This is a genomic window from Serratia sp. MMO-28 (assembly GCF_037199905.1).
Classification (GTDB): Bacteria; Pseudomonadota; Gammaproteobacteria; order Enterobacterales; family Enterobacteriaceae; genus Chania; species Chania oryzae.
The window spans coordinates 21,859-44,374 of the sequence record NZ_JBBCVB010000010.1 but is presented as its reverse complement, the minus strand read 5'-3'; the positions used below and the strand labels follow the sequence as shown (position 1 = coordinate 44,374).

Here is a 22,516-nt window from a genome sequence, read left to right as displayed (position 1 = left end):
AATAATCTAGTCAGCCTTTTTTCGAATAGCAATAGCAGCAATGAAAATTAAAATCTTTAGGTGATAGAAGAGTGTGAGAATTAATTTCAAGCTTATTGGATGGATATCACATTAATAGTCACCTTGGTTACTATAAGGCGGGTGGAGTGAGATCCAATCACGAACCAATAATGAACGCGCTACCACCAGCTGGTTACGAGTATAAATAGAGTGATTTTATACCTGCTAATAAACGGGGGCGTTATTATATTAAGGGTTGCAGAAACAAAGTGAGTGCGGATAGATATATTGAACTCTCCATCGCTAAAATGGAGGATAAGAATCAGTAATCATGAATAACAATATCAAAGTAAATGAAGCCACCTTTTTGAAGGGCGGTTTCATTTTCTCATTGAAGGTACCTGTGTCGCTCTTAAAAGTGTATTGTGCAAATAATCAGGAGCGTTCCTCTGTTGTGAGTAATGACCAAAATAATGGCCATGACCACCGCCGTGCCCACCACCACGGGGGGCGAAGCAGCAGCCTGAAAGGGCTGAGGTGAGCAGAGCCACGGCGAGCAAAATCCCAACATGCTTTAGCATAATAAAAACCCCTTGATGAGTGTCGGCGAATTGTAAATGGCTCAGATGCAGTCAGTGAGTCAATTATTCGTTAAGTTCTGTTAGCGCGTATATTCATTAACATAGAGGAAATGACAGTGTAGGGGTTGTGTAAAGAGTGCGAAAACGATTTGAAAATAGGCTTTCAGGCAATAGGTGTGAAATAACCGTCCTGATATAACCATGCCAGCGTCGAAATAAAGAGAGGTTATCAATGAAAAAGATCCTGTTGCTGGTGTGTTTACCGCTGCTGCTGCCGAGAGTTGCTCAGGCAAATGTCTCTGTCGATGTCAACGTCCCCGGCGTTTCTGTGCATCTGGGGGACCAGGACAGACGAGGCTACTACTGGGATGGCTATGATTGGCGCCCGCCACAGTGGTGGCATGCACATCAGGGGCATGGTGTAGGTGAACGTAATGAACGTGGTATGTATTGGGACGGCGGGCGTTGGCAACCTGTGGACCGTCGTAACCAGGCCGAGCGTGGGAGGAACCCATTTCATGACGATCGTAACCCGAGTCGCAATTCGCAAAGTCACGGCGATCGTGGCAATCAGCGTGGTGATAACGCTAGCGCCCATGGCCGGCCTTATCCGCAAAACGACAATGATCCGCGCCACTAGCTGACCCCGCAGCGGTCAGCCTTGCCATCATCGATGGGGTGATAGCAGTGTTAGCCGCTGTTTTCCTTGTTATCTGTAACACAATCCTTTCCCTTACGGCGCTAACCCCCTAATATTTGCGGCAAGATACTCACCATCAGGCCAAGCTGACGACCTATGCCAACCAGCCAGACGTTCACTTTATTACAGCAAAATCAACGCCGACGGGATAAATGCCATTTGTCATTACTGACGTTGGGCGTGGTGGTGGCCTTTATCTTCAGCCTGAGCGCTGGGGACGTCTGGATCTGGCCTACGCAATGGTTGAGTGAGTCTGCTCGGTTGTTTGTCTGGCAGTTGCGCCTGCCGCGGGCGTTAGCGGTGATGCTAGTCGGAGCCAGCCTGGCGGTTGCCGGGGCGGCAATGCAGGCGCTGTTTGAAAATCCGTTGGCGGAGCCAGGATTGCTTGGTGTGGCGAACGGGGCCGGAGTGGCTCTGGTGCTTGTCGTGCTGTTTGGCAACGGTTTATTGCCGGTTGCCCTGATGAGCCTGAGTGCCATCCTCGGGGCGTTGGTGATGACCTTCCTGTTATTGAGTTTTGCCCGCCGTCGCCGCTTGAGCAATGCACGCCTGTTATTAGTGGGAATGGCTTTGGGGATTGTCTGCAGCGCCATCATGACCTGGGCTGTCTATTTCAGTTCCAGTCTCGATCTGCGGCAACTGATGTATTGGATGATGGGGGGATTTGGCGGGGTGGATTGGCGACAGAAGTGGCTGTTACTGCTGATGTTGCCGGTGCTGCTGTGGCTGTGCGCTCAGGGCAAGGTGTTGAACCTGATGGCTCTGGGGGAAGTTCAGGCCCGCCAACTGGGGCTTTCTCTCTATCTGTGGCGCTACCTGCTGGTGCTGGCGATTGGCTGGCTGGTGGGCACCAGCGTGGCACTGGCTGGGGTGATCGGCTTTGTCGGGTTGGTTATCCCTCATATGCTGCGGCTCAGTGGCTTAACCAATCAGCGCTTTCTATTACCTGGGTGTGCGCTGGCGGGGGCCGGTGTTTTGCTGATTGCTGACGTGCTTGCACGCATCACACTGCTCGCTGCGGAATTGCCTATCGGTGTGGTGACAGCCACGCTGGGGGCACCGTTATTTATCTGGTTACTGGCTCGGTCAAAAAGCGTAAGGTAAACCCGTGGCGGTGTGAACCACTGGCACTTTCTCTGCTTCACCTGCAAATAAAACAATAGGATGAAATCTGATGAGCAAACCGATTTATGCCGTTGCGTTGCAAACCATCGAGAACCAGCCAACGACCCTTGGGGCCTACGAAGGGAACGTTCTGCTGGTCGTCAACGTCGCTTCCGAATGCGGCCTGACGAAGCAGTATGAAGGGTTAGAAAATCTCTATGAAACCTACCAAGAACAGGGTTTTGCCGTGTTGGGTTTCCCATCTAACGAATTTTTGGGGCAGGAACCGGGTACCAATGATGAGATCCTGGCCTTCTGCCGCGGTACTTTTGGCGTTCAATTCCCGATGTTTGCCAAAATCGAAGTGAATGGTGCCAATCGCCATCCGCTTTATCAGGCACTGGTCACGGCAAAACCCCAGGCCATCGCCCCCGAAGGCAGTGAGTTTTTGGCACGTATGAGCAGCAAAGGGCGAGCGCCAAAACAGGCAGGTGACATTTTGTGGAACTTTGAGAAATTTTTGATTGGCCGTGATGGTACGGTAATTCAGCGTTTTTCTCCTGATATGACGCCGGAAGATCCGCTGCTGGTACAAGCGGTTACAGCAGCGCTGGCGAAGTAAAGGGGCTATCAGAACATGTTGCAACTCAGCCAAGTGGCAGTAGAAGGTCGTTTCGCCCCGGTTTCGGGGCAAATAGGGGCTGGGTTGCAGGTTCACCTGATTGGCCCCAACGGCGCAGGGAAAAGTACGCTGTTGGCGAGGCTGGCAGGGGTTTTGCCCGGCCAGGGAGAAGTTCTGTTGTCGGGGCGGCCGCTGGGGGATTATTCAGGCCATGACTTGGCGCAGCGCCGCGCTTATCTCTGCCAGCAGCAGCCACCCGTTGCTCTGATGCCGGTCTTCCAATACCTCGCTTTGCATCAGCCTGCGGGTGCAGACGCCAGAGAGTTGGAAAACACCATCCTTTATTTGTCCCGCAGTTTGAAACTGGCAGACAAATTATCACGTATGTTGACTCAGCTATCCGGTGGCGAATGGCAGCGAGTGCGTTTGGCTGCGGTTTTATTGCAGGTATGGCCTACGGTGAACCCGCACGGTCAGTTATTGCTGCTCGATGAACCGACCAACAGCCTGGATGTGGCGCAGAAAGTGGCGCTGGATCGCTTGCTGCGGGAGTTTTGCCACAGTGGGCGCAGTGCGTTAATTTGCGCACACGATCTGAACCATACTCTGCAACAGGCCGAACAGGTCTGGTTGTTGCATGCCGGGCGATTGGTGATGCAAGGGAGCACGCATGAGGTGATGAAGCCAGAGGTGCTATCGCGCATTTATGACGTGGAATTTCACTTACAGGCGCTGGGCGATCAGCGCTGGATTATGACTAAGACGGCATAGTTGTTTTTTTTGCTGTTATTTTAATCAGTTAAGTTTGTGCGCGAATATTTTGCGAATCATCAATCTATCATCTGATTTTTCCCTCAAAAAAAGATTATTTCATTGAAAAGCGTTAATGACGTGCTACGCTAGACACGCTCGGTTAGAGTTTTTAAAAAACTGAAACAGAGCAACATCTTGACTGTATTGAATATTTTAGTTTCTGTTAATGGCAATCCTTTTCAGAGAGTTCCCAGATAGCCACTTGCAGCTTAAGGTTTTGTTAAGCTTACCGACGTACATTGGCGGCGAATCTACTAGGAATCATTCTTCGGCGTTTAACATTGGTTAAATGAAACAGTTTTACAGTGGCTTAAAGAAATCAAGACGTTTGAGGTCTAACTATGGATCAATTCCTGCCTTTTTCACGCCCAGCGATTGGTGATGAAGAAATTGCGGCGGTAGAAAAGGTACTGCGTTCCGGCTGGATCACCACCGGGCCACAGAATCAGCAGTTGGAAAGTGAGTTTTGTAAAACTTTTGGATGTAAACATGCTGTTGCCGTTTGTTCTGCGACGGCGGGTATGCATATCACCCTGATGGCACTGGGTATCGGGCCAGGTGATGAGGTGATTACACCGTCACAGACCTGGGTTTCCACCCTGAACATGATCGAATTGCTGGGCGCAACGCCGGTGATGATTGATGTTGACCGCGATACGCTGATGGTGAGCGCAGCCGATGTGGAAGCCGCCATCACAGCACGAACCAAAGCCATTATCCCCGTTCACTATGCCGGTGCGCCATTGCAGATGGATGCGCTGCGCGAGGTGGCCCAACGCCACAATATCCCCCTGATCGAAGATGCGGCCCATGCGGTGGGTTCTCGTTTTAACGGCGAGTGGGTCGGCGCACGTGGGACCGCAATTTTCTCTTTCCATGCGATCAAGAATTTGACCTGTGCCGAGGGTGGCCTGATAGCTACCGACGACGATGCACTGGCCGATCGTGTGCGTTGCCTGAAGTTCCACGGCTTGGGGGTTGATGCCTTCGATCGTCAGCTGCAAGGGCGCAAGCCGCAGGCTGAAGTGGTTGAACCGGGCTATAAATACAACCTTTCGGATATTCATGCGGCGATTGCCGTAGTGCAACTGGCGCGCCTGCCAGAGCTGAATGCGCGGCGCAAAATACTGGCCGAACGTTACCTCAATGCGTTGAAAGATTCTCCTTTCCAGCCGTTGGGGTTGCCAGATTATCCGCACGATCACGCCTGGCATCTGTTTATGGTCCGTGTTGACGAAGAGCGCTGTGGTATCGGGCGTGATCAACTGATGGAGCGCTTGAAAGAAGTGGGCGTTGGCACCGGCCTGCATTTCCGCGCTGCCCATACGCAAAAATTCTATCGCGAGCGTTATCCGCAGCTTTCGTTGCCTAATACCGAATGGAATTCGGCGCGTTTATGCACCTTACCGCTATTCCCTGACATGACCGAAGCCGATGTCGATCGCGTGGTCAATGCCTTATCTTCTGTTGTGGAGTTATCTCGTGTCGCGCGCTGAACCGATCAAGAAAGTTTCGGTGGTCATTCCAGTATTCAACGAACAGGAAAGCCTGCCGGCCCTGTTGGAACGCACCACTGCCGCCTGTAAGCAGTTAGTTCAACCTTATGAAATTATTCTGGTTGATGATGGTAGCAGCGATAATTCCGCCGAGATGCTGACGGCGGCCGCTGAGCAGCCAGACAGTTGCATCATTGCGGTATTGCTGAACCGTAACTACGGCCAACATTCTGCCATTATGGCCGGTTTCAACCAGGTCAGCGGCGATCTGGTGATCACGCTGGATGCTGATTTACAAAACCCGCCGGAAGAAATTCCCCGTTTGGTGAATGTGGCCGAAGAGGGGTACGACGTGGTGGGCACCGTGCGTGCCAACCGTCAGGACTCCTGGTTCCGCAAGTCGGCTTCACGCATAATCAATATGATGATTCAGCGTGCTACCGGCAAGTCGATGGGGGATTACGGTTGTATGCTGCGTGCCTATCGCCGTCATATCATTGAGGCGATGTTACACTGTCACGAGCGCAGCACCTTCATCCCGATTCTGGCGAATACATTCGCCCGCCGCACCACTGAAATTGAGGTGCGCCACGCCGAACGTGAGTTCGGTGATTCCAAATACAGTCTGATGAAGCTGATCAACCTGATGTATGACCTGATCACTTGCCTGACGACCACGCCGCTGCGTTTGCTGAGCGTGATCGGTAGCGTGGTGGCGTTATCCGGGTTTATTTTGGCGGTACTGTTGATCGCCCTGCGTTTGATCCTGGGGCCTGAATGGGCTGCCGGTGGGGTGTTTACCCTGTTTGCCGTGCTTTTCACCTTCATTGGCGCACAGTTTGTTGGCATGGGTTTGCTGGGGGAGTATATCGGCCGGATTTACAATGATGTCCGCGCTCGCCCTCGTTATTTTGTTCAGAAAGTGGTCGGCGATAAGCGGACCCAAAATACTCAGGAAGAAGAATGATGAAAGCTATCGTATTTGCTTACCATGATATCGGTTGTGCTGGTTTGCAGGCACTGACTGAAGCGGGTTATGACGTGCAGGCGGTGTTCACCCATACCGACGATCCTGGTGAAAACAACTTCTTCTCTTCTGTTGCCCGCCAAGGGGCTGAGCTGGATTTGCCGGTTTATGCACCGGAAGATGTGAACCACCCGCTGTGGGTTGAGCGCATTCGTGAACTGCAGCCTGACATCATTTTCTCTTTCTACTACCGCAACATGCTGAGTGAAGAAGTGCTGTCATTGGCACCGAAGGGTGGTTTCAACCTGCATGGTTCACTGTTACCACGTTATCGCGGGCGTGCGCCAGTGAACTGGGCGCTGCTGAATGGGGAAAAAGAAACCGGCGTGACGCTGCATAAAATGGTTAAGCGTCCAGATGCAGGGGATATCGTTGGCCAGCATAAAGTCGCGATCTCCAGTAGCGACACTGCGCTGACGTTGCATAAGAAAGTGTTGGAAGCCGCACAGGCACTGCTGAAAGAGCAGTTGCCAAAGCTGAAAAACGGCACAGCAACCTTCACCCAGCAAAATGAAGCGGATGCCAGCTATTTTGGCCGCCGCACGGCAGCGGATGGCGAGATCCTGTGGCACAAGTCTGCCCGCGAGATCGACAATCTGGTGCGTGCAGTCACCGAACCTTACCCAGGTGCATTCAGCTATCTCGGCCAGCGCAAGCTGATCGTATGGCGCTCACGTGTGTTGGACACCCAGCATGACAAGCAGCCGGGTACCGTATTAAGTACGTCACCGCTGATCATTGCCTGTGGCGATGGCGCGTTGGAGATCGTCGCAGGCCAAAGCGAATCCGGTTTATACGTACAGGGCTCACGCCTGGCACTGGAAATGGGCATTGTGACCGATGTCCGCCTGGCTCCGAAGCCAAGTGCAGCAATGAAGCGCAGAACCCGCGTGTTGATCCTCGGGGTTAACGGCTTTATCGGTAACCACCTGACCGAGCGCTTGCTGCGTGAAGACCGTTATGACATTTATGGCCTGGATATCGGCTCCGACGCCATCAGCCGTTTCCTGGATAACCCACGCTTCCACTTTGTTGAAGGGGATATCAGCATCCATTCCGAGTGGATCGAGTATCACATCAAGAAATGTGACGTGGTTCTGCCGCTGGTGGCGATCGCCACGCCGATCGAATACACCCGTAATCCACTGAAAGTGTTCGAGCTGGATTTCGAAGAAAACCTGAAAATCGTTCGCGACTGTGTGAAATACAACAAACGCATCATTTTCCCATCCACGTCTGAAGTTTATGGCATGTGTGATGATAAAGAGTTTGATGAAGACAGTTCACGCCTGATCGTTGGGCCAATCAGCAAACAACGTTGGATCTATTCCGTATCCAAGCAGTTGCTGGACCGGGTGATCTGGGCCTACGGTGCTAAAGAAGGCCTGAAGTTCACCCTGTTCCGTCCGTTTAACTGGATGGGGCCGCGCCTGGACAACCTGGATGCAGCTCGTATCGGTTCTTCCCGTGCTATCACCCAGTTGATCCTTAACCTGGTTGAAGGTTCGCCGATCAAACTGGTTGACGGTGGGGCGCAGAAACGCTGCTTTACCGACATCAATGACGGTATCGAAGCGTTGTACCGCATTATTGAGAACCGTGATGGGCGGTGTGACGGCCAGATCATCAACATCGGCAACCCGACCAACGAAGCGAGCATTCGTGAGCTGGCGGAAATGCTGTTGGAAAGCTTCAACAACCACCCGTTGCGTGGCAACTTCCCGCCGTTTGCCGGTTTCAAAGATGTGGAAAGCAGCAGCTACTACGGCAAGGGGTATCAGGACGTAGAGCATCGCACGCCAAGCATCAAAAATGCGCGCCGCTTGCTGGACTGGCAGCCTACTATCGCGATGCAGCAGACCGTTGCCGACACCCTGGATTACTTCCTGCGTACTACGGTGAAGGAAGGTAATGGTGCATGAAGAAGGTTGGCCTGCGAGTTGATGTAGATACCTTCAGCGGTACCCGTGAAGGGGTGCCGCGGTTGTTGGAGCTGTTCGATAAGCATGGAATTCAGGCCAGTTTCTTCTTCAGCGTAGGGCCAGACAATATGGGGCGCCACTTGTGGCGCCTCCTTCGTCCCCAATTCCTGATGAAAATGCTGCGTTCAAACGCGGCTTCGCTGTATGGCTGGGATATTTTGCTGGCCGGCACCGCCTGGCCGGGGCGTAACATCTCCCGTGCGTTGGGGGCGCTGATGAAGCGTACCGCCGAGGCTGGTCATGAAGTGGGGCTGCACGCCTGGGATCATCAAGGCTGGCAGGCTCGTGTCGCGCGCTGGTCTGAAGAAGAATTGAAACGACAAGTGCAGTTGGGCGTTGACGCGCTGACCGCGAGCACCGGGCAACCGGTCACCTGCTCGGCGGTGGCAGGTTGGCGTGCCGATCAGCGGGTCGTTGAAGTGAAGCAGGGTTTTAATTTCCAATACAACAGCGATTGCCGTGGCACACATCCGTTTCGTCCGTTATTAAACAACGGTCAACCAGGAACAGTGCAAATCCCCGTGACACTCCCCACCTTTGATGAAGTGATTGGCAGCGAAGTCAGCATGGCGGGCTTCAATGACTACATTCTGCGCGCCATCGAAAACGATCGGGGCGTGCCGGTGTACACCATTCACACCGAGGTGGAAGGCATGTCGCAGGCGGGCATGTTTGAAGATCTGTTGCAGCGTGCGCAGCAGCAGGGCATTGAGTTCTGCCCGTTGAGCGCCTTGTTGCCAGCGGATCCGGCCTCGCTGCCGTTAGGCCGCATTACGCGGGCACCGTTCCCTGGCCGTGAAGGCTGGTTAGGTTGTCAAACTGAAGTAGAGGAAAAAGACGTTTCATGAAAGCGCTGAAAGGAACCTGGGCCATTGTCGTGGCCATTTTTTTTGTTCTGGTCTATCTGATTCCGCTCAATGGACGCCTGCTATGGCAACCAGATGAAACTCGCTATGCCGAGATTAGCCGTGAAATGCTGGCGAAGGGGGATTGGGTTGTCCCCAATCTGCTTGGCCTGCGTTATTTTGAAAAACCGGTCGCCGGTTACTGGTTCAATAACGTCAGTCAGTGGTTGTTTGGCGATAACAATTTTGCCGTACGTTTTGCTTCCGTATTCAGCACCGGGCTGGCCGCATTGCTGGTGTTTGCCTTGGCTTGGCTGATGTGGAAAAACGCGCACCGTGCCTACTTGGCGGTGCTGATCTTCCTGTCGATGTTCCTGGTGTTCAGCGTCGGCACTTACAGCGTACTCGATCCGATGATCTCGCTCTGGCTGACGGCGGCGATGGTCAGTTATTACCTGACGCTGAAAGCCACCACTGCCAAAGGCAAGCTGGCAGGTTATGTACTGCTCGGTTTGGCCTGTGGTATGGGCTTTATGACCAAAGGGTTCCTGGCGCTGGCCGTACCGGTGATTGCAGTGATCCCGATTGTGATCCAGCAGCGCAAAATCAAAGAACTGCTGATTTACGGGCCGGTGGCGGTGGTGGTGGCGGTGCTGCTGAGCCTGCCGTGGGCACTGGCGGTGGCCCAACGTGAGCCGGATTACTGGAACTATTTCTTCTGGATCGAGCACATTCAGCGCTTTGCCGAAGAGAACGCCCAGCATAAAGCGCCAATCTGGTATTACCTGCCGATCCTGATTGCTGCAGTATTTCCTTGGCTGGGCCTATTACCTGGCTCATTACTCAAAGGTTGGCGTGAGCGCGCTCAGCGCCCAGAACTGTTTTTCCTGCTGAGCTGGGTGCTGATGCCGTTAATCTTTTTCAGCATCGCTAAGGGCAAGTTGGCGACCTACATTCTGCCGTGTATGGCACCGTTGGCACTGTTGATGGCGGCCTATGCGGAGGATTGTGTGGCCCGTTTGCGCACCGGAGTGCTCAAGTTCAACGCCGTGCTGAACGGTCTGTTTGGCGTGGTTGGCATCCTGGCACTGCTGCTGATGGGTTTTGATTTGTTGCCTAAAGTCCATTTGTTCACCTCAGAAGAACACCCGAAAATTATCCTGGGTATCATCGCGTTTGGCGGCTGGATACTGTTTGCCGTGGTTTCTGCGCGCAATAATGCACGGCGCTGGACCTGGGCTGCGGCCTGCCCACTGCTGCTCTGCCTGCTGATTGGTTATGCCATTCCGCAGCAAGTGATCGATTCTAAACAACCGCAGAACTTTGTGCGGGCCAATATGCCGCTGCTGAGCCAGAGCCGCTATGTTCTGGCTGATAACGTCGGTGTAGCGGCGGGGTTGGCTTGGGAACTGAAGCGCAGCGATATCTTGATGTTCAGCCAGCGGGGTGAGGTTTCCTACGGCCTGAATTATGAAGATTCGCGCAGTCACTATATCAGCAACGAGGATTTGCCGATGTGGCTGGAGCAGGCACGCAAGCAAGGTAATGTGTCTTTGGTACTGCACCTTTCCCGTGATGAATCGATACCACAGGAACTCCCTACACCAGATAAAGTGACCACTCTGCACCGCTTGGCACTGCTGTGGTACAAACAGCAGCCATGATGGCTTATATACTGGTTATTCTGGTCAGCCTGTTTACCTGCGCAGGGCAGTTATGCCAAAAACAGGCTGCCCAGAGCTGGGATCGGGCGGGGAGCCAGCGCGTGAGCACGACGCTGCGCTGGTTGGTTCTGGCGGTCATTCTCCTGGGGTTGGGCATGCTGTTATGGCTTAACGTACTGCAGCGTTTGCCGCTCAGCTTGGCCTATCCTATGCTCAGCCTGAACTTTGTGCTGGTGACGCTGGCGGCACGTTGGCTGTTTAACGAGCCTACTACGCTGCGCCACTGGTGCGGAGTGGCGTCAATTATGCTGGGGATCCTGCTGATGAGTCTTAATTCATGAGGGGTTACGCTTGGGGGGCCGCCAGCGTTCTGCTGGTGACGTTGGCGCAACTGCTGATGAAATGGGGAATGGCGCAAATTCCATTATTATCGTTGGCAGAGGTTACTCTGGAACTGGTAGGCCACTATTGGCAGGCGCTACTGGCCGTCAGTGGTGGCATCTTCGGCTATGCCTTGTCGATGCTGTGCTGGTTCTTTGCCTTGCGCCACCTGCCGCTGAATCGTGCTTACCCGTTGTTGAGCGTCAGCTACGCGTTGGTTTATCTGGCCGCGGTGTTCCTACCTTGGTTTGATGAGCCAGCGACGTTGCTGAAAACATTGGGAACCTTATTTATTCTGTTGGGTGTCTGGCTAATTAACAGCAAGACAAGGGATAAATCCTCTCAATAGTGGAGGGGGCGCTATATCTCCTTCACAACGCTTGCCTTTTTCTTCTCTTGAGAGATAAATTAACGCAAAACAGCGCTATCCTTACTTTAGTTACTCTGTGCTGGCTCGGTGGTAATGTGCGGGTAGCATGATTCAGTGAAGGGAACGATGCGATGCGTGTGTGGTTTTTATTAGTCAGCTTGATTCTGGCGGGTTGCAGCAGCAATGCGCCACCGCCGAATGGCCGCCTGTCCGATTCAATCGTTGTTGTCGCACAACTGAATGAACAGTTACGCCAATGGTATGGCACCCCTTATCGCTATGGTGGTTTAGATCGCGGCGGAGTTGACTGTTCTGGTTTTGTCTACCGTACTTTCCGCGATCGTTTTGACCTGCAATTGCCACGTTCTACAGAACAGCAGACCGGTGTCGGTACTCAAGTACCGCGTGACGAACTGTTGCCGGGGGATCTGGTCTTCTTCAAAACCGGCAGCGGTGGCAATGGCCTGCATGTTGGGATCTACGATACCAACGACCAGTTTATCCATGCTTCCACAAGCCAGGGTGTGACCCGTTCCTCGCTTAATAATGTGTACTGGCGGAAAGTCTATTGGCAAGCGCGCCGAATCTAGCGTGTAACCCGTTGCGCTGGTGTATCATGGCCTCATCCCCTTGCTCGCGGTGAATACCATGAATTCCTTACGTTTATTAATTTCCGACTCTTACGATCCTTGGTTCAATCTGGCGGTTGAAGAGTGTATCTTCCGCGAAATGACGACGCAGAAAATCCTGTTTCTGTGGCGCAATGCGGAAACCGTGGTGATTGGCCAGTCACAAAATCCGTGGAAAGAGTGTAATACCCGGCGCATGGAGCAGGACGGCATTCGCTTGGCACGGCGTAGCAGCGGCGGTGGCGCGGTATTTCACGATCTCGGTAATACCTGTTTCACGTTTATGGCGGGGAAGCCGGGTTATGATAAAACCGTATCGACCGGTATTATTCTGCAAGCGTTGACCCAGTTGGGGATTAGCGCAACGGCTTCTGGGCGTAACGATCTGGTGGTGGATACGGCCGACGGGATCCGCAAAATATCCGGTTCTGCCTATCGTGAGACACAAGATCGTGGTTTCCATCACGGTACTCTGTTACTGAATGCCGATCTCAATCGCTTGGCCGATTACCTCAATCCCGATCCTAAAAAACTGCAGGCTAAAGGTATTACTTCCGTGCGCTCGCGCGTGGCTAATCTGGCAGAATTCTTGCCACAGATTAACCATCAGCAGGTTTGTGACGCCATCAGCCAGGCCTTTTTTGCCCACTATGGTGAAAGTGCACCTGCGGAGGTGATTTCACCGGATGTTTTCCCCAACTTGCCGGACTTTGCACAACAGTTTGCTAAACAGAGCAGTTGGGAATGGAATTTTGGTAAAGCACCTGCGTTCAGCCATCTGCTGAATGAGCGTTTTAGCTGGGGCGGGGTGGATATTTTCTTTGATGTTGAAAAGGGAACCCTTGTCCGGGCGCAGATTTTTACCGATAGCCTTAATCCTGCCCCCTTGCAAGCCTTGGCCAAGATGCTGGTGGGCTGTGCTTATCGCAGCGAAGCGCTGGCCGCCTGCTGTGATCGTCTGCAAGTGCAGTTCCCACAACAGTCAGGCGAGCTTGCTGAGTTACGGCACTGGCTGATGGAAACGATCAAGTAGACGTAGCCAGCCATACGTAAAGACTGGGATCGGGAAACCTGTCCCTTTTTATTCTTTCTGACAGGGAGTTAACGCCTGTTAATTCGCCTTTTGGGCTGGCCAAGCGCATGGATGGCACCACAGGGTAAAATATGTTGCTATCCTCTATCTTGGTACAGGATTTAAATTGAGAATATTGCAGGAAAATTCCCTAGCTTTCATCAATAAGGTAAAAAATGCTTTGATTCAATAAATTAAAGACTCATGGTTAACCATTGATATGTTTTTATCACCTGCGTTCATACTGACTTGCTATCTTTCTATTAACTCAACTGGTTCATACTTCTTAGTGATTAAAAATGGGTGAATCTGTACATTACAAAAAAATCACTAGCAATCATATTAGTATATTACTTTGCGATACTGATTTTGCTGGGATATGCAGTGCTCAACCCGATTCAAAATGACTAAATAATGATCCTGACATTAAGGGAAGCATAACGGATCGCAATAGCAGTTCACTTCGTGCGTGCTGTTTCATCGGGCGTCGGTGGCGTTGATGGTCTGGAAGGGGGGAATCACCGCCATTGGGGCACCGTGAGGATTGGCCTTTCAAACATAAGAGCGACGTCTAGACAGCGTACTTATGACCTAAAAATAGCAGACACGGCACTGGCACGGTTCAGCTCGCAGAGGGAGCTGTTCAACCTTCCGGCGGCTTGTTGGCCGCACAAGTCAACTCTATCTGTTATTGCCGATTATAAACATCCAATCAGAATCGTATTGATGATTAGCTGAAAAAACGCGGCTCACGTTCTCCTTGATCTGTGGGGCAGTTTTTATCAATTAAGATAATTCCCAAATACCATACTCAGTAGTTATCTATTGCCCGATGGAGTAAGGCGCATAGCTAGTACAGATATGGCAGAAATCAAGGCGTTCACGGTATGGTGGTTGCGGTTTGTTGCGCAGCAGATGTTATTTTTACATAAGCAAAATTAATGTTTATTGTTGGCATTCAGCACTGTTAATGTTCACGACGTTACCATCTCGGCATTATTCAGTTGGGATTTTTCTAACAAAATCAGCGGTAACCCATCAGGGATTGCGTGGCAGGCCACTATAAATGCGAATAGCATAAAAAACACGCTTTTTTTAGTTATTCCAGCCTTAAGATAAATTAATTTCTAGTGAGGGGATTTGTACTTTTAGCATAGCTTTAAGCTATTGATTAATTCACAACTTATTGGTAATTACATTGATGTTTCCGATTAATCCTAGGGGGATTGATCGGTAAAATATATTCAGATAGGATGAAATACTCGCCGTTAAGCTTTGGCATTAAAATGAAAATTCAATTTGAAGCTGACTTTATTAGTCACTCTGTTTTCCAACCGGTTTACTCAATGGAGGGAAGACTGCTGGCGGTAGAAATCCTCAGCCGTTTCAATAGCCTGGATGGCAATTTGGCCATGCCAATGGACATTGGGGTTAATTTATTATCCCCTGAGCAACGGATTGATTTATTTAATGAACAAATGTTGCTGGCTGAACAGCAGGCAACATGGTTTATTGAAAATGACGTATTATTGACCATTAATATTGACGAAACCGTGGTTGATTTGCTACTTGGCGACTTTATGCTACGCCAGCGTATTCAACAGTTACCGTTTATTACTTTTGAGATTAGTGAGGGTTTTCCTAATTTATCCGCGGGGAAACACAATCAAAAGATCAGGTTATTGAGTGAGTATTTTACGCTGTGGCTGGATAACTTCGGCTCGGGTAAAACGACGCTCACTGCGCTGTATGACGGTTTGTTTGACTATGTAAAGATAGATAAACGTTTTTACTGGCAATTGTTTACTCATCCGGGTTATGACGTGGTCATAGACTCATTATTGAAAAATATCAATCTGCTCTGTAAGGGGGTGATCGTTTGTGGAATAGGGAAAAAAGAATACTTTAATAAGCTTAGAAACGCGGGTGTTTTAGGGCTACAGGGATTTTTATGGCCTGTCACAAGTGTGGATAATCTGCGAACTCTGCGAAGGACCTCTACAGAATTCGACAACAATAACTGATATTGTTAACACATATAATAGGGTTAATAATGGACGGAATGATTGTTTTCGCGCTCCCGGTACTGTTATTTATCGCATTTTTTTCGTTCGCCAAGCATTTTTTATCTCAACGCAGTAAATCATTAAAAATCACCCGGCGTCGCCGGTAGCACATTCGCCTCTGCCCGGTTAACGGGCAGGGCGTTATCCCTGCAATTCCTCCGTATTAATCCGCATGCGCAAGCTCTACACTGAAGGTAATGGAGGGCCTATGCCGCAGTTTGACAATACGTATTACCAGCAGTTACCCGGTTTTTACACCGAGTTGAACCCCACGCCCCTTACCGGTGCTCGTTTACTGTACTACAGCCAGCCTCTGGCGCGTGAATTAGGGCTGGATGAAAGCTGGTTTACGCCGGAAAACACGCCAGTTTGGGCCGGAGAAAGGCTGCTGCCGGGCATGCAACCCCTGGCACAGGTCTACAGCGGCCACCAGTTTGGTGCCTGGGCCGGGCAGTTGGGCGATGGCCGTGGAATTTTACTGGGTGAACAGCAATTAGCCGACGGGCGCAGCATGGACTGGCATCTGAAAGGGGCCGGGCTGACGCCTTATTCACGCATGGGGGATGGGCGAGCGGTATTGCGTTCGGTGATCCGGGAGTTTTTGGCTTCTGAAGCGCTGCATCACCTGGGAATACCCACTACGCGTGCGCTGACCATCGTAACCAGCGAGCAACCGGTATTTCGCGAGCAGCCCGAGCGCGGTGCGATGTTGCTGCGTGTAGCAGAAAGCCATATTCGTTTTGGTCACTTTGAACATTTTTATTACCGCAGGCAGCCAGAGCAGGTGAAGCAACTGGCAGATTTCGTGATTGCGCACCACTGGCCGCAGTGGCGTGAGGAAACAGAGCGTTACGCGCTGTGGTTTACCGAGGTGGTAGAACGTACCGCGCACCTGATGGCCCATTGGCAGACCGTTGGTTTTGCCCATGGGGTGATGAATACCGATAACATGTCAATTCTCGGCCTCACTCTGGACTTTGGGCCTTACGGTTTCCTTGATGATTACCAACCGAACTACATCTGTAACCACTCCGATCACCAGGGCCGTTACGCCTTTGACAATCAACCGGCAGTTGGGCTGTGGAATCTGCATCGCTTGGCGCAAACGCTCTCTGGCCTGATGACCACTGAGCAGTTACAGGCGGCGCTGGCGGCGTATGAACCCGCGTTGATGCAGGCCTATGGTGAACAGATGCGCGCGAAGCTGGGTTTCTTTACCCCCTCAGTGCAGGACAACGAGCTATTGACGGGTCTGTTGAGCCTGATGATGCAGGAAGGGCGGGATTATACCCGAACGTTCCGCCTGCTGAGCGATGTGGAGCAATGGCAGGCGCATTCCCCCTTGCGAGATGAGTTTATCGATCGTGCTGCGTTCGATCGTTGGTACCAGCAATACCGCCTGCGTTTACAGCAAGAGCAGGTGAGCGATGCTGAACGCCAGCAGGCGATGAAGGCGGTGAATCCCAAGCTGATTTTGCGCAATTATCTGGCGCAGCAGGCAATCGAAGCGGCCGAACAGAATGATGTCAGCAAACTTGCGCGGCTGCACCAGGCATTGCTGCAGCCGTTTGCCGATGATCCGCAGTATGACGATCTGGCAGGCTTACCCCCTGAATGGGGTAAGCATCTGGAGATTTCCTGCTCAAGCTGAGGTTAGAGCAGTTTTTCGATATGTTCACCGAGCCGTTCTGGCTTGGTGAACGGAGCAAAGCGCGCGATTCGGGCTCCCTCCGCAGTGAACAGAAACTTGGTGAAATTCCATTTGATGCGCTGACCGCCCAGTAGACCGGGCGCTCGGCGTTTCAGTTCGCTGAACAGCGGATGCGCACCCGCACCGTTCACGTCGATCTTGCTGAACAACGGGAAGCTGACGCCATAATTCAGGGTGCAGAAGTCGGCGATCTCGCGTGCATCACCCGGCTCTTGCTTGCCAAATTGATTGCAGGGAAACCCGAGCACCACCAAGCCGCGTGCGCGGTAGCGTTGCCAGAGAGTTTCCAATCCCTGGTACTGTGGGGTAAAACCACAGCGGCTGGCGGTGTTGACCACCAGATAAACCCGTGCGGGGAAGTCGGCCAGCGTTTTGTGCTCCCCCTGCAGGGTAACGCAGGGAATGGTTAACAGTGAGTTGCTCATGCCAAGGCTCCGCGTTGCCGGTGGGGCGCGCTAAACACCCCACTCAAAGCGATCAGAAACGAGTATCCACCGCATCTGCCAACATGGCCAGCAACTGTTCGCTGTCGGCCCAACTCAGGCAAGGATCGGTGATCGATTGGCCGTAGGTTAACGGCTGGCCGCTGACGATTTTCTGCGTGCCTTCCACCAGGAAACTTTCCGCCATCACGCCGGCGATGGCCATTGAACCGGCACGGATCTGCTGGCAGACGTTCTCTGCCACTTCTAGCTGGCGGCGGTGCATCTTCTGGCAATTACCATGGCTGAAATCGATCACCAGATGTTCTGGGAGATCGAACTCACGCAGGCTGTCGCAGGCGGCCACCACATCACTGGCATGATAGTTTGGTTTTTTGCCCCCGCGCATGATGATGTGGCCGAACGGATTACCGCTGGTCTGATAAATGGTCATCTGGCCATGTTTGTCGGGCGACAGGAACATATGGCGGGCGCGAGCCGCACGGATCGCATCGATGGCAATACGGGTATTACCGTCGGTACCGTTCTTGAAGCCTACCGGGCAGGAAAGCGCAGAGGCCATCTCGCGGTGAACCTGGCTTTCGGTGGTACGAGCGCCAATTGCTCCCCAACTGATTAAATCGGCAATATACTGGCCGATCACCATATCCAGAAACTCGGTGGCGGTAGGCAGGCCAAGCTGGTTGACGGCCAGCAACAGCTTGCGGGCTATTTCAATCCCACGGTTGACCTGAAAACTGCCATCCAGATCGGGATCGGAGATTAACCCCTTCCAGCCGACCACGGTGCGCGGTTTTTCAAAATAGGTACGCATGACGATTTCCAGGCGATCCTGGTAGCGTTCGCGCAGGGCATTCAAGCGGTGTGCATAGTCGGTAGCCGCATCCAGATCGTGAATGGAGCAGGGGCCAATGACCACTAACAGGCGACGATCTTCGCCCATCAGGATGTTTTCAATACGTTTACGTGACGCTGTCACATTATCGGCAATGGCGTCTGAGATCGGCAACTTTTCCGCTAACGCTTGGGGCGTAACGAGGTTGTCGATGCGCGCGGTCCGCAGTTCATCTGTTTTGTGCATGATTTTCTCTAAAACTGTTCTTCGCTACGGCAGGAATACCGGGAAGTGATGAGGATCACAATAACGTAAAAATCGCTGAATTCAACCGTAGGGCGCCGGTTATTTTGCGCAAACCTGCAAAAAGCAGCGCAGGCTGAAATTAAGTGGCAGGCAGGCAAGCCTGCCACGCGCATTTTTGCTTCAGAACATACGGCGACTCATGCCGAGAATATCGAGGATTTTGGTGGAGATTTCTTCTACCGAATAGTTGGTGGTATTGAGGTAGCGGATTTGATTCTTGCGGAACAAGGCTTCGACTTCCGCTAATTCCATCCGGCACTGGCGGATTGACGCATAGCGGCTGTTCTCTCGCCGTTCTTCGCGGATGGCGGCCAAGCGTTCCGGATCAATCGTCAGGCCAAACAGCTTGTGCTGAAAGGGTTTTAGCGCGGCAGGCAGTTGCAAATTGTCCATATCGTCGGCGGTGAACGGGTAATTGGCTGCACGGATGCCAAACTGCATCGCCAGATACAGGCTGGTGGGGGTTTTGCCACAGCGTGAAACGCCCAGCAGGATCACCTGCGCCTGATCGAGATTGCGTAGCGAAATGCCATCATCATGCGCCAAGGTGTAATCAATGGCGGCGATACGGGCATCATATTTGCCGAGATTGCTTTCGGTCAAACCGTGGGTGCGATTGGCGATGGGCGTAGGTTCTACCCCCAGTTCCCCCTGTAACGGCCCAACCAGGGCTTGTACGATATCCTGGCAGAAACCTTCGCTCTGGGTGATCACCAGGCGGACTTCCGGGGAAATAATCGAATAGAACACCAGCGGGCGCACCCCGGTTTGCTGGTAAATATCGTTAATCTGTTGGCACACGCCGCGGGCACGTGCTTCGGTTTCTACGAATGGCAAGGTATAGGTGGTGGCCGCGATCGGAAACTGTGACAGCACCGCGTGTCCCAACACTTCGGCAGTAATGGCTGTACCATCAGAAATATAAAAAACGCTTCTTTCCATTCGTCACTCTCTCACTGAAAACGATAATCCTGTTGTAGCAAAATATCATGGTCTGTGAATGATTGGCGGGTAAAGCAACGGGTCAGCATTTTGTGATAGCACGAGCAAACGCGATAAATAAAGTCATGTTTTAATCAGATAAGTGAAGAAATAACGGCTTATTTAACTTAATAAAACGCAATTTTATTTTTTATAAAACCATTGCACCTGATTTTAGCCAATCCGCTCGCGTTGACCAGGCTATTTCGATCAAACCCAGCTTGTTTGTGAGGGCTATTTAATAAAAAGTTTAAATTTTATTTAATTTGTTGAATTTAAAGCCATTAGTGTCAAAGGGAACGATCCCCATTTAAATTAAGCCGCTGCGTCTTTCTCTTAAAACTCATTTTCTTCATTGGGTTGATCGATTCACCTTTCCATTTTCTCTGGGTCATTGTGCTAGTCTGATTTCGCTTCGCTTACCGAATTAAATTCGCTTAGACCCTACTGATAGCAATAAGGATTGTCTCGATGTCTAACAATGGCCCAGACTTGCGTAATGTGCTTTGGTACAACCAGCTTGGCATGCACGACGTTGACCGTGTTGGGGGAAAAAATGCCTCCCTCGGTGAAATGATCACCAATCTTTCCGATTTAGGTGTGGCCGTGCCGAATGGTTTTGCTACCACCGCACAGGCGTTCAATGATTTTCTTGAGCAAAGCGGTGTTAATCAGCGCATCTATCAGTTACTGGATCAAATCGATGTTGACGACGTTGCTCAACTGGCCAAGGCCGGTGCGCAAATTCGCCAATGGGTGATCGACACACCTTTCCATGCAGAATTTGAACGTGAAATCACGTTGGCCTATCAGCAACTGGCTGGCGGTGAAAGTAATGCCTCCTTCGCCGTACGCTCTTCCGCCACGGCAGAGGATATGCCGGATGCCTCCTTTGCTGGCCAACAGGAAACTTTCCTCAATGTGCAGGGCATTGAGGCCGTGATGGTGGCGATCAAGCACGTATTTGCTTCGTTATTCAACGATCGTGCGATCTCCTACCGGGTGCATCAAGGGTACGATCACCGTGGCGTGGCATTGTCGGCCGGTGTGCAGCGCATGGTGCGCTCCGATCTGGCGTCGTCAGGAGTCATGTTCACCATTGATACCGAGTCTGGTTTCGATCAGGTGGTGTTTATCACTTCGGCGTTTGGTCTGGGTGAAATGGTTGTGCAGGGGGCGGTCAACCCGGACGAATTCTACGTGCACAAGCCGACGCTGCTGAAAGGCAAACCTGCCATTGTGCGGCGTAATCTGGGGTCGAAGAAAATCCGCATGGTGTACGCGCCTTCGCAGGATCACGGCAAACAGGTTCGGATTGAAGATGTGCCAGAAGCGCAGCGCAATCGTTTCTCTCTGAACGATGATGAAGTGCAGGCTTTGGCGCACCAGGCTTTGCTGATCGAAAAGCATTATGGCCGCCCGATGGATATCGAGTGGGCAAAAGACGGGCACACCGGCAAACTATTGATTGTGCAGGCGCGCCCGGAAACCGTGCGTTCCAATGAGCAGGTGATGGAGCGCTACCAGTTGAACGGCAATAGCGTCGTGCTGGTGGAAGGGCGCGCCATCGGGCACCGCATTGGCGCAGGCCCGGTGAAAGTGATTAACGACATCAGTGAAATGGACCGCATTCAGCCAGGGGATGTGCTGGTGACTGACATGACCGACCCGGACTGGGAACCGATCATGAAAAAGGCGGCGGCGATTGTCACCAACCGTGGCGGGCGGACCTGTCACGCGGCGATCATCGCCCGTGAACTGGGGATCCCGGCGGTGGTTGGCTGTGGGCATGCCACCGATCTGCTGAAAGATGGGCAGAAAGTCACGGTCTCCTGTGCCGAGGGCGATACCGGCTTTGTTTACAGCGACATGCTGGACTTCAGCGTACAAAGTTCTGAAGTCACCGAGCTGCCAGAACTGCCGCTGAAGATCATGATGAACGTGGGCAACCCGGATCGTGCCTTCGATTTTGCCCGTCTACCGAATGAAGGGGTAGGTCTGGCGCGTTTGGAATTTATCATTAACCGCATGATTGGCGTGCACCCGCGTGCGTTGTTGGAATTTGATCGGCAACCGGCGGAACTGCAGGCCGAAATCAGAACGCTGATGCAGGGTTACGACGATCCGGTCGAGTTCTATGTTGGCCGCTTAACCGAAGGGATCGCGACGCTGGGTGCGGCATTCTGGCCTAAGCGCGTTATCGTGCGTCTTTCCGACTTCAAATCCAATGAATACGCCAACTTAGTGGGCGGCGAGAAGTACGAACCACATGAAGAGAACCCGATGCTGGGCTTCCGTGGGGCTGGCCGTTACGTTGCCGAAAGTTTCCGCGATTGCTTCGCCATGGAGTGTGAGGCGATGAAGCGGGTGCGTAATGACATGGGGCTGACCAACGTTGAAGTTATGGTGCCGTTTGTGCGCACCGTGGCTCAGGCTGAGGCGGTGGTAGAGGAGCTGGCGCGTCAGGGGCTCAAGCGCGGTGAAAACGGGCTGAAAGTGATTATGATGTGCGAGATCCCATCCAACGCCTTGCTGGCCGATCAGTTCCTGGAATATTTCGATGGCTTCTCGATTGGCTCCAACGACATGACGCAGCTGACTTTGGGGCTGGATCGCGATTCCGGCGTGGTTTCTGAGCTGTTCGATGAACGCAACGAAGCGGTCAAAATGCTGCTGACCATGGCGATCCAAGCTGCCAAACGTCATGGTAAGTACGTGGGGATTTGTGGCCAAGGCCCATCGGATCATGAGGATTTTGCCGCGTGGCTGATGGAGCAGGGGATCGACAGCCTGTCGCTTAACCCGGATACCGTGGTGCAAACCTGGATGAATCTGGCGCAGAAAAAGTAACTCTTCTCTCTAGGGGCGCCATTAGGTGTCCCTAGGCA

20 protein-coding genes are annotated in these 22,516 nt (G+C 52.2%); 17 read left to right on the top strand and 3 right to left on the bottom strand.

What is annotated here, in order from left to right; genetic code table 11:
• Positions 1 to 331 precede the first annotated feature (331 nt).
• From WG891_RS10750 to WG891_RS10675, 16 genes are all read left to right on the top strand, one after another.
• Entirely contained in the window at positions 332 to 541 is a 210-nt protein-coding gene (locus tag WG891_RS10750) for a hypothetical protein (RefSeq protein WP_337262379.1), read from the top strand.
• Between the two features lie 272 nt (positions 542 to 813).
• Positions 814 to 1,221 carry a DUF2502 domain-containing protein gene (locus WG891_RS10745; RefSeq protein WP_337262380.1) on the top strand — a complete coding sequence of 136 codons (408 nt, stop codon included), beginning with the start codon at positions 814 to 816 and terminating at the stop codon, positions 1,219 to 1,221.
• A gap of 156 nt (positions 1,222 to 1,377) precedes the next feature.
• Positions 1,378 to 2,385: a vitamin B12 ABC transporter permease BtuC gene (gene btuC, locus WG891_RS10740; RefSeq protein WP_337262381.1), complete on the top strand. Its 1,008-nt coding sequence runs from the start codon at positions 1,378 to 1,380 to the stop codon at positions 2,383 to 2,385.
• 70 nt (positions 2,386 to 2,455) lie between these two features.
• Positions 2,456 to 3,007 (top strand): glutathione peroxidase, encoded by a 552-nt coding sequence (locus WG891_RS10735; protein WP_337262382.1) that lies wholly within the window; start codon positions 2,456 to 2,458, stop codon positions 3,005 to 3,007.
• A gap of 15 nt (positions 3,008 to 3,022) precedes the next feature.
• Entirely contained in the window at positions 3,023 to 3,778 is a 756-nt protein-coding gene (gene btuD / locus WG891_RS10730) for a vitamin B12 ABC transporter ATP-binding protein BtuD (protein WP_337262383.1), read from the top strand.
• 383 nt (positions 3,779 to 4,161) lie between these two features.
• Positions 4,162 to 5,316, top strand: a complete 1,155-nt coding sequence (arnB, locus tag WG891_RS10725; RefSeq protein ID WP_337262384.1) for a UDP-4-amino-4-deoxy-L-arabinose aminotransferase — start codon at positions 4,162 to 4,164, stop codon at positions 5,314 to 5,316.
• Complete coding sequence (gene arnC, locus WG891_RS10720; protein WP_337262385.1) at positions 5,303 to 6,283, top strand: undecaprenyl-phosphate 4-deoxy-4-formamido-L-arabinose transferase; 981 nt, start codon at positions 5,303 to 5,305, stop codon at positions 6,281 to 6,283. The genes arnB and arnC overlap by 14 nt, the downstream gene beginning before the upstream one ends.
• A complete protein-coding gene (arnA, locus tag WG891_RS10715) occupies positions 6,283 to 8,265 on the top strand; it encodes a bifunctional UDP-4-amino-4-deoxy-L-arabinose formyltransferase/UDP-glucuronic acid oxidase ArnA (protein WP_337262447.1) in 1,983 nt (660 codons plus the stop codon). The genes arnC and arnA overlap by 1 nt, the downstream gene beginning before the upstream one ends.
• Positions 8,262 to 9,173, top strand: a complete 912-nt coding sequence (gene arnD / locus WG891_RS10710) for a 4-deoxy-4-formamido-L-arabinose-phosphoundecaprenol deformylase (protein WP_337262386.1) — start codon at positions 8,262 to 8,264, stop codon at positions 9,171 to 9,173. The genes arnA and arnD overlap by 4 nt, the downstream gene beginning before the upstream one ends.
• On the top strand, positions 9,170 to 10,834 hold the full coding sequence (gene arnT, locus WG891_RS10705; protein ID WP_337262387.1) for a lipid IV(A) 4-amino-4-deoxy-L-arabinosyltransferase: 1,665 nt from the start codon (positions 9,170 to 9,172) through the stop codon (positions 10,832 to 10,834). The genes arnD and arnT overlap by 4 nt, the downstream gene beginning before the upstream one ends.
• Positions 10,831 to 11,175 carry a 4-amino-4-deoxy-L-arabinose-phosphoundecaprenol flippase subunit ArnE gene (gene arnE, locus WG891_RS10700; RefSeq protein ID WP_337262388.1) on the top strand — a complete coding sequence of 115 codons (345 nt, stop codon included), beginning with the start codon at positions 10,831 to 10,833 and terminating at the stop codon, positions 11,173 to 11,175. The genes arnT and arnE overlap by 4 nt, the downstream gene beginning before the upstream one ends.
• Positions 11,172 to 11,564 (top strand): 4-amino-4-deoxy-L-arabinose-phosphoundecaprenol flippase subunit ArnF, encoded by a 393-nt coding sequence (arnF, locus tag WG891_RS10695; RefSeq protein WP_337262389.1) that lies wholly within the window; start codon positions 11,172 to 11,174, stop codon positions 11,562 to 11,564. Before arnE ends, arnF begins: the two co-directional genes overlap by 4 nt.
• Positions 11,565 to 11,716: 152 nt before the next feature.
• A complete protein-coding gene (locus WG891_RS10690; protein ID WP_337262390.1) occupies positions 11,717 to 12,175 on the top strand; it encodes an NlpC/P60 family protein in 459 nt (152 codons plus the stop codon).
• 58 nt (positions 12,176 to 12,233) lie between these two features.
• On the top strand, positions 12,234 to 13,247 hold the full coding sequence (locus WG891_RS10685; protein WP_337262391.1) for a lipoate--protein ligase A: 1,014 nt from the start codon (positions 12,234 to 12,236) through the stop codon (positions 13,245 to 13,247).
• 1,325 nt (positions 13,248 to 14,572) lie between these two features.
• Positions 14,573 to 15,310, top strand: coding sequence for an EAL domain-containing protein (locus tag WG891_RS10680; protein ID WP_337262392.1), 738 nt, complete (start codon positions 14,573 to 14,575; stop codon positions 15,308 to 15,310).
• A 250-nt stretch (positions 15,311 to 15,560) separates the two neighbouring features.
• Positions 15,561 to 17,003 (top strand): protein adenylyltransferase SelO, encoded by a 1,443-nt coding sequence (locus WG891_RS10675; RefSeq protein ID WP_337262393.1) that lies wholly within the window; start codon positions 15,561 to 15,563, stop codon positions 17,001 to 17,003.
• Between the two features lie 2 nt (positions 17,004 to 17,005).
• On the opposite strand, the gene WG891_RS10670 is transcribed toward WG891_RS10675, so the two are convergent.
• From WG891_RS10670 to ppsR, 3 genes are all read right to left on the bottom strand, one after another.
• Positions 17,006 to 17,488 carry a glutathione peroxidase gene (locus WG891_RS10670; protein ID WP_337262394.1) on the bottom strand — a complete coding sequence of 161 codons (483 nt, stop codon included), beginning with the start codon at positions 17,486 to 17,488 and terminating at the stop codon, positions 17,006 to 17,008.
• A 52-nt stretch (positions 17,489 to 17,540) separates the two neighbouring features.
• Positions 17,541 to 18,587: a 3-deoxy-7-phosphoheptulonate synthase gene (locus tag WG891_RS10665; RefSeq protein ID WP_337262395.1), complete on the bottom strand. Its 1,047-nt coding sequence runs from the start codon at positions 18,585 to 18,587 to the stop codon at positions 17,541 to 17,543.
• Positions 18,588 to 18,767: 180 nt separating this feature from the next.
• Positions 18,768 to 19,589, bottom strand: coding sequence for a posphoenolpyruvate synthetase regulatory kinase/phosphorylase PpsR (ppsR, locus tag WG891_RS10660; protein ID WP_337262396.1), 822 nt, complete (start codon positions 19,587 to 19,589; stop codon positions 18,768 to 18,770).
• Positions 19,590 to 20,099: 510 nt separating this feature from the next.
• On the opposite strand from ppsR, the gene ppsA reads away from it, so the two are divergent.
• Complete coding sequence (gene ppsA, locus WG891_RS10655) at positions 20,100 to 22,478, top strand: phosphoenolpyruvate synthase (RefSeq protein WP_337262397.1); 2,379 nt, start codon at positions 20,100 to 20,102, stop codon at positions 22,476 to 22,478.
• The last annotated feature ends 38 nt before the right edge of the window (positions 22,479 to 22,516 follow it).

Excerpts from the sequence above, each read along its gene's own strand:
- WG891_RS10750 (WP_337262379.1), top strand. The coding sequence starts at position 332 with ATGAATAACAATATCAAAGTAAATGAAGCCACCTTTTTGAAGGGCGGT.
- WG891_RS10745 (WP_337262380.1), top strand. The coding sequence starts at position 814 with ATGAAAAAGATCCTGTTGCTGGTGTGTTTACCGCTGCTGCTGCCGAGA.
- btuC (WP_337262381.1), top strand. The coding sequence starts at position 1,378 with ATGCCAACCAGCCAGACGTTCACTTTATTACAGCAAAATCAACGCCGA.
- WG891_RS10735 (WP_337262382.1), top strand. The coding sequence starts at position 2,456 with ATGAGCAAACCGATTTATGCCGTTGCGTTGCAAACCATCGAGAACCAG.
- btuD (WP_337262383.1), top strand. The coding sequence starts at position 3,023 with ATGTTGCAACTCAGCCAAGTGGCAGTAGAAGGTCGTTTCGCCCCGGTT.
- arnB (WP_337262384.1), top strand. The coding sequence starts at position 4,162 with ATGGATCAATTCCTGCCTTTTTCACGCCCAGCGATTGGTGATGAAGAA.
- arnA (WP_337262447.1), top strand. The coding sequence starts at position 6,283 with ATGAAAGCTATCGTATTTGCTTACCATGATATCGGTTGTGCTGGTTTG.
- arnD (WP_337262386.1), top strand. The coding sequence starts at position 8,262 with ATGAAGAAGGTTGGCCTGCGAGTTGATGTAGATACCTTCAGCGGTACC.
- arnT (WP_337262387.1), top strand. The coding sequence starts at position 9,170 with ATGAAAGCGCTGAAAGGAACCTGGGCCATTGTCGTGGCCATTTTTTTT.
- arnE (WP_337262388.1), top strand. The coding sequence starts at position 10,831 with ATGATGGCTTATATACTGGTTATTCTGGTCAGCCTGTTTACCTGCGCA.
- arnF (WP_337262389.1), top strand. The coding sequence starts at position 11,172 with ATGAGGGGTTACGCTTGGGGGGCCGCCAGCGTTCTGCTGGTGACGTTG.
- WG891_RS10690 (WP_337262390.1), top strand. The coding sequence starts at position 11,717 with ATGCGTGTGTGGTTTTTATTAGTCAGCTTGATTCTGGCGGGTTGCAGC.
- WG891_RS10685 (WP_337262391.1), top strand. The coding sequence starts at position 12,234 with ATGAATTCCTTACGTTTATTAATTTCCGACTCTTACGATCCTTGGTTC.
- WG891_RS10680 (WP_337262392.1), top strand. The coding sequence starts at position 14,573 with ATGAAAATTCAATTTGAAGCTGACTTTATTAGTCACTCTGTTTTCCAA.
- WG891_RS10675 (WP_337262393.1), top strand. The coding sequence starts at position 15,561 with ATGCCGCAGTTTGACAATACGTATTACCAGCAGTTACCCGGTTTTTAC.
- WG891_RS10670 (WP_337262394.1), bottom strand. The coding sequence starts at position 17,488 with ATGAGCAACTCACTGTTAACCATTCCCTGCGTTACCCTGCAGGGGGAG.
- WG891_RS10665 (WP_337262395.1), bottom strand. The coding sequence starts at position 18,587 with ATGCACAAAACAGATGAACTGCGGACCGCGCGCATCGACAACCTCGTT.
- ppsR (WP_337262396.1), bottom strand. The coding sequence starts at position 19,589 with ATGGAAAGAAGCGTTTTTTATATTTCTGATGGTACAGCCATTACTGCC.
- ppsA (WP_337262397.1), top strand. The coding sequence starts at position 20,100 with ATGTCTAACAATGGCCCAGACTTGCGTAATGTGCTTTGGTACAACCAG.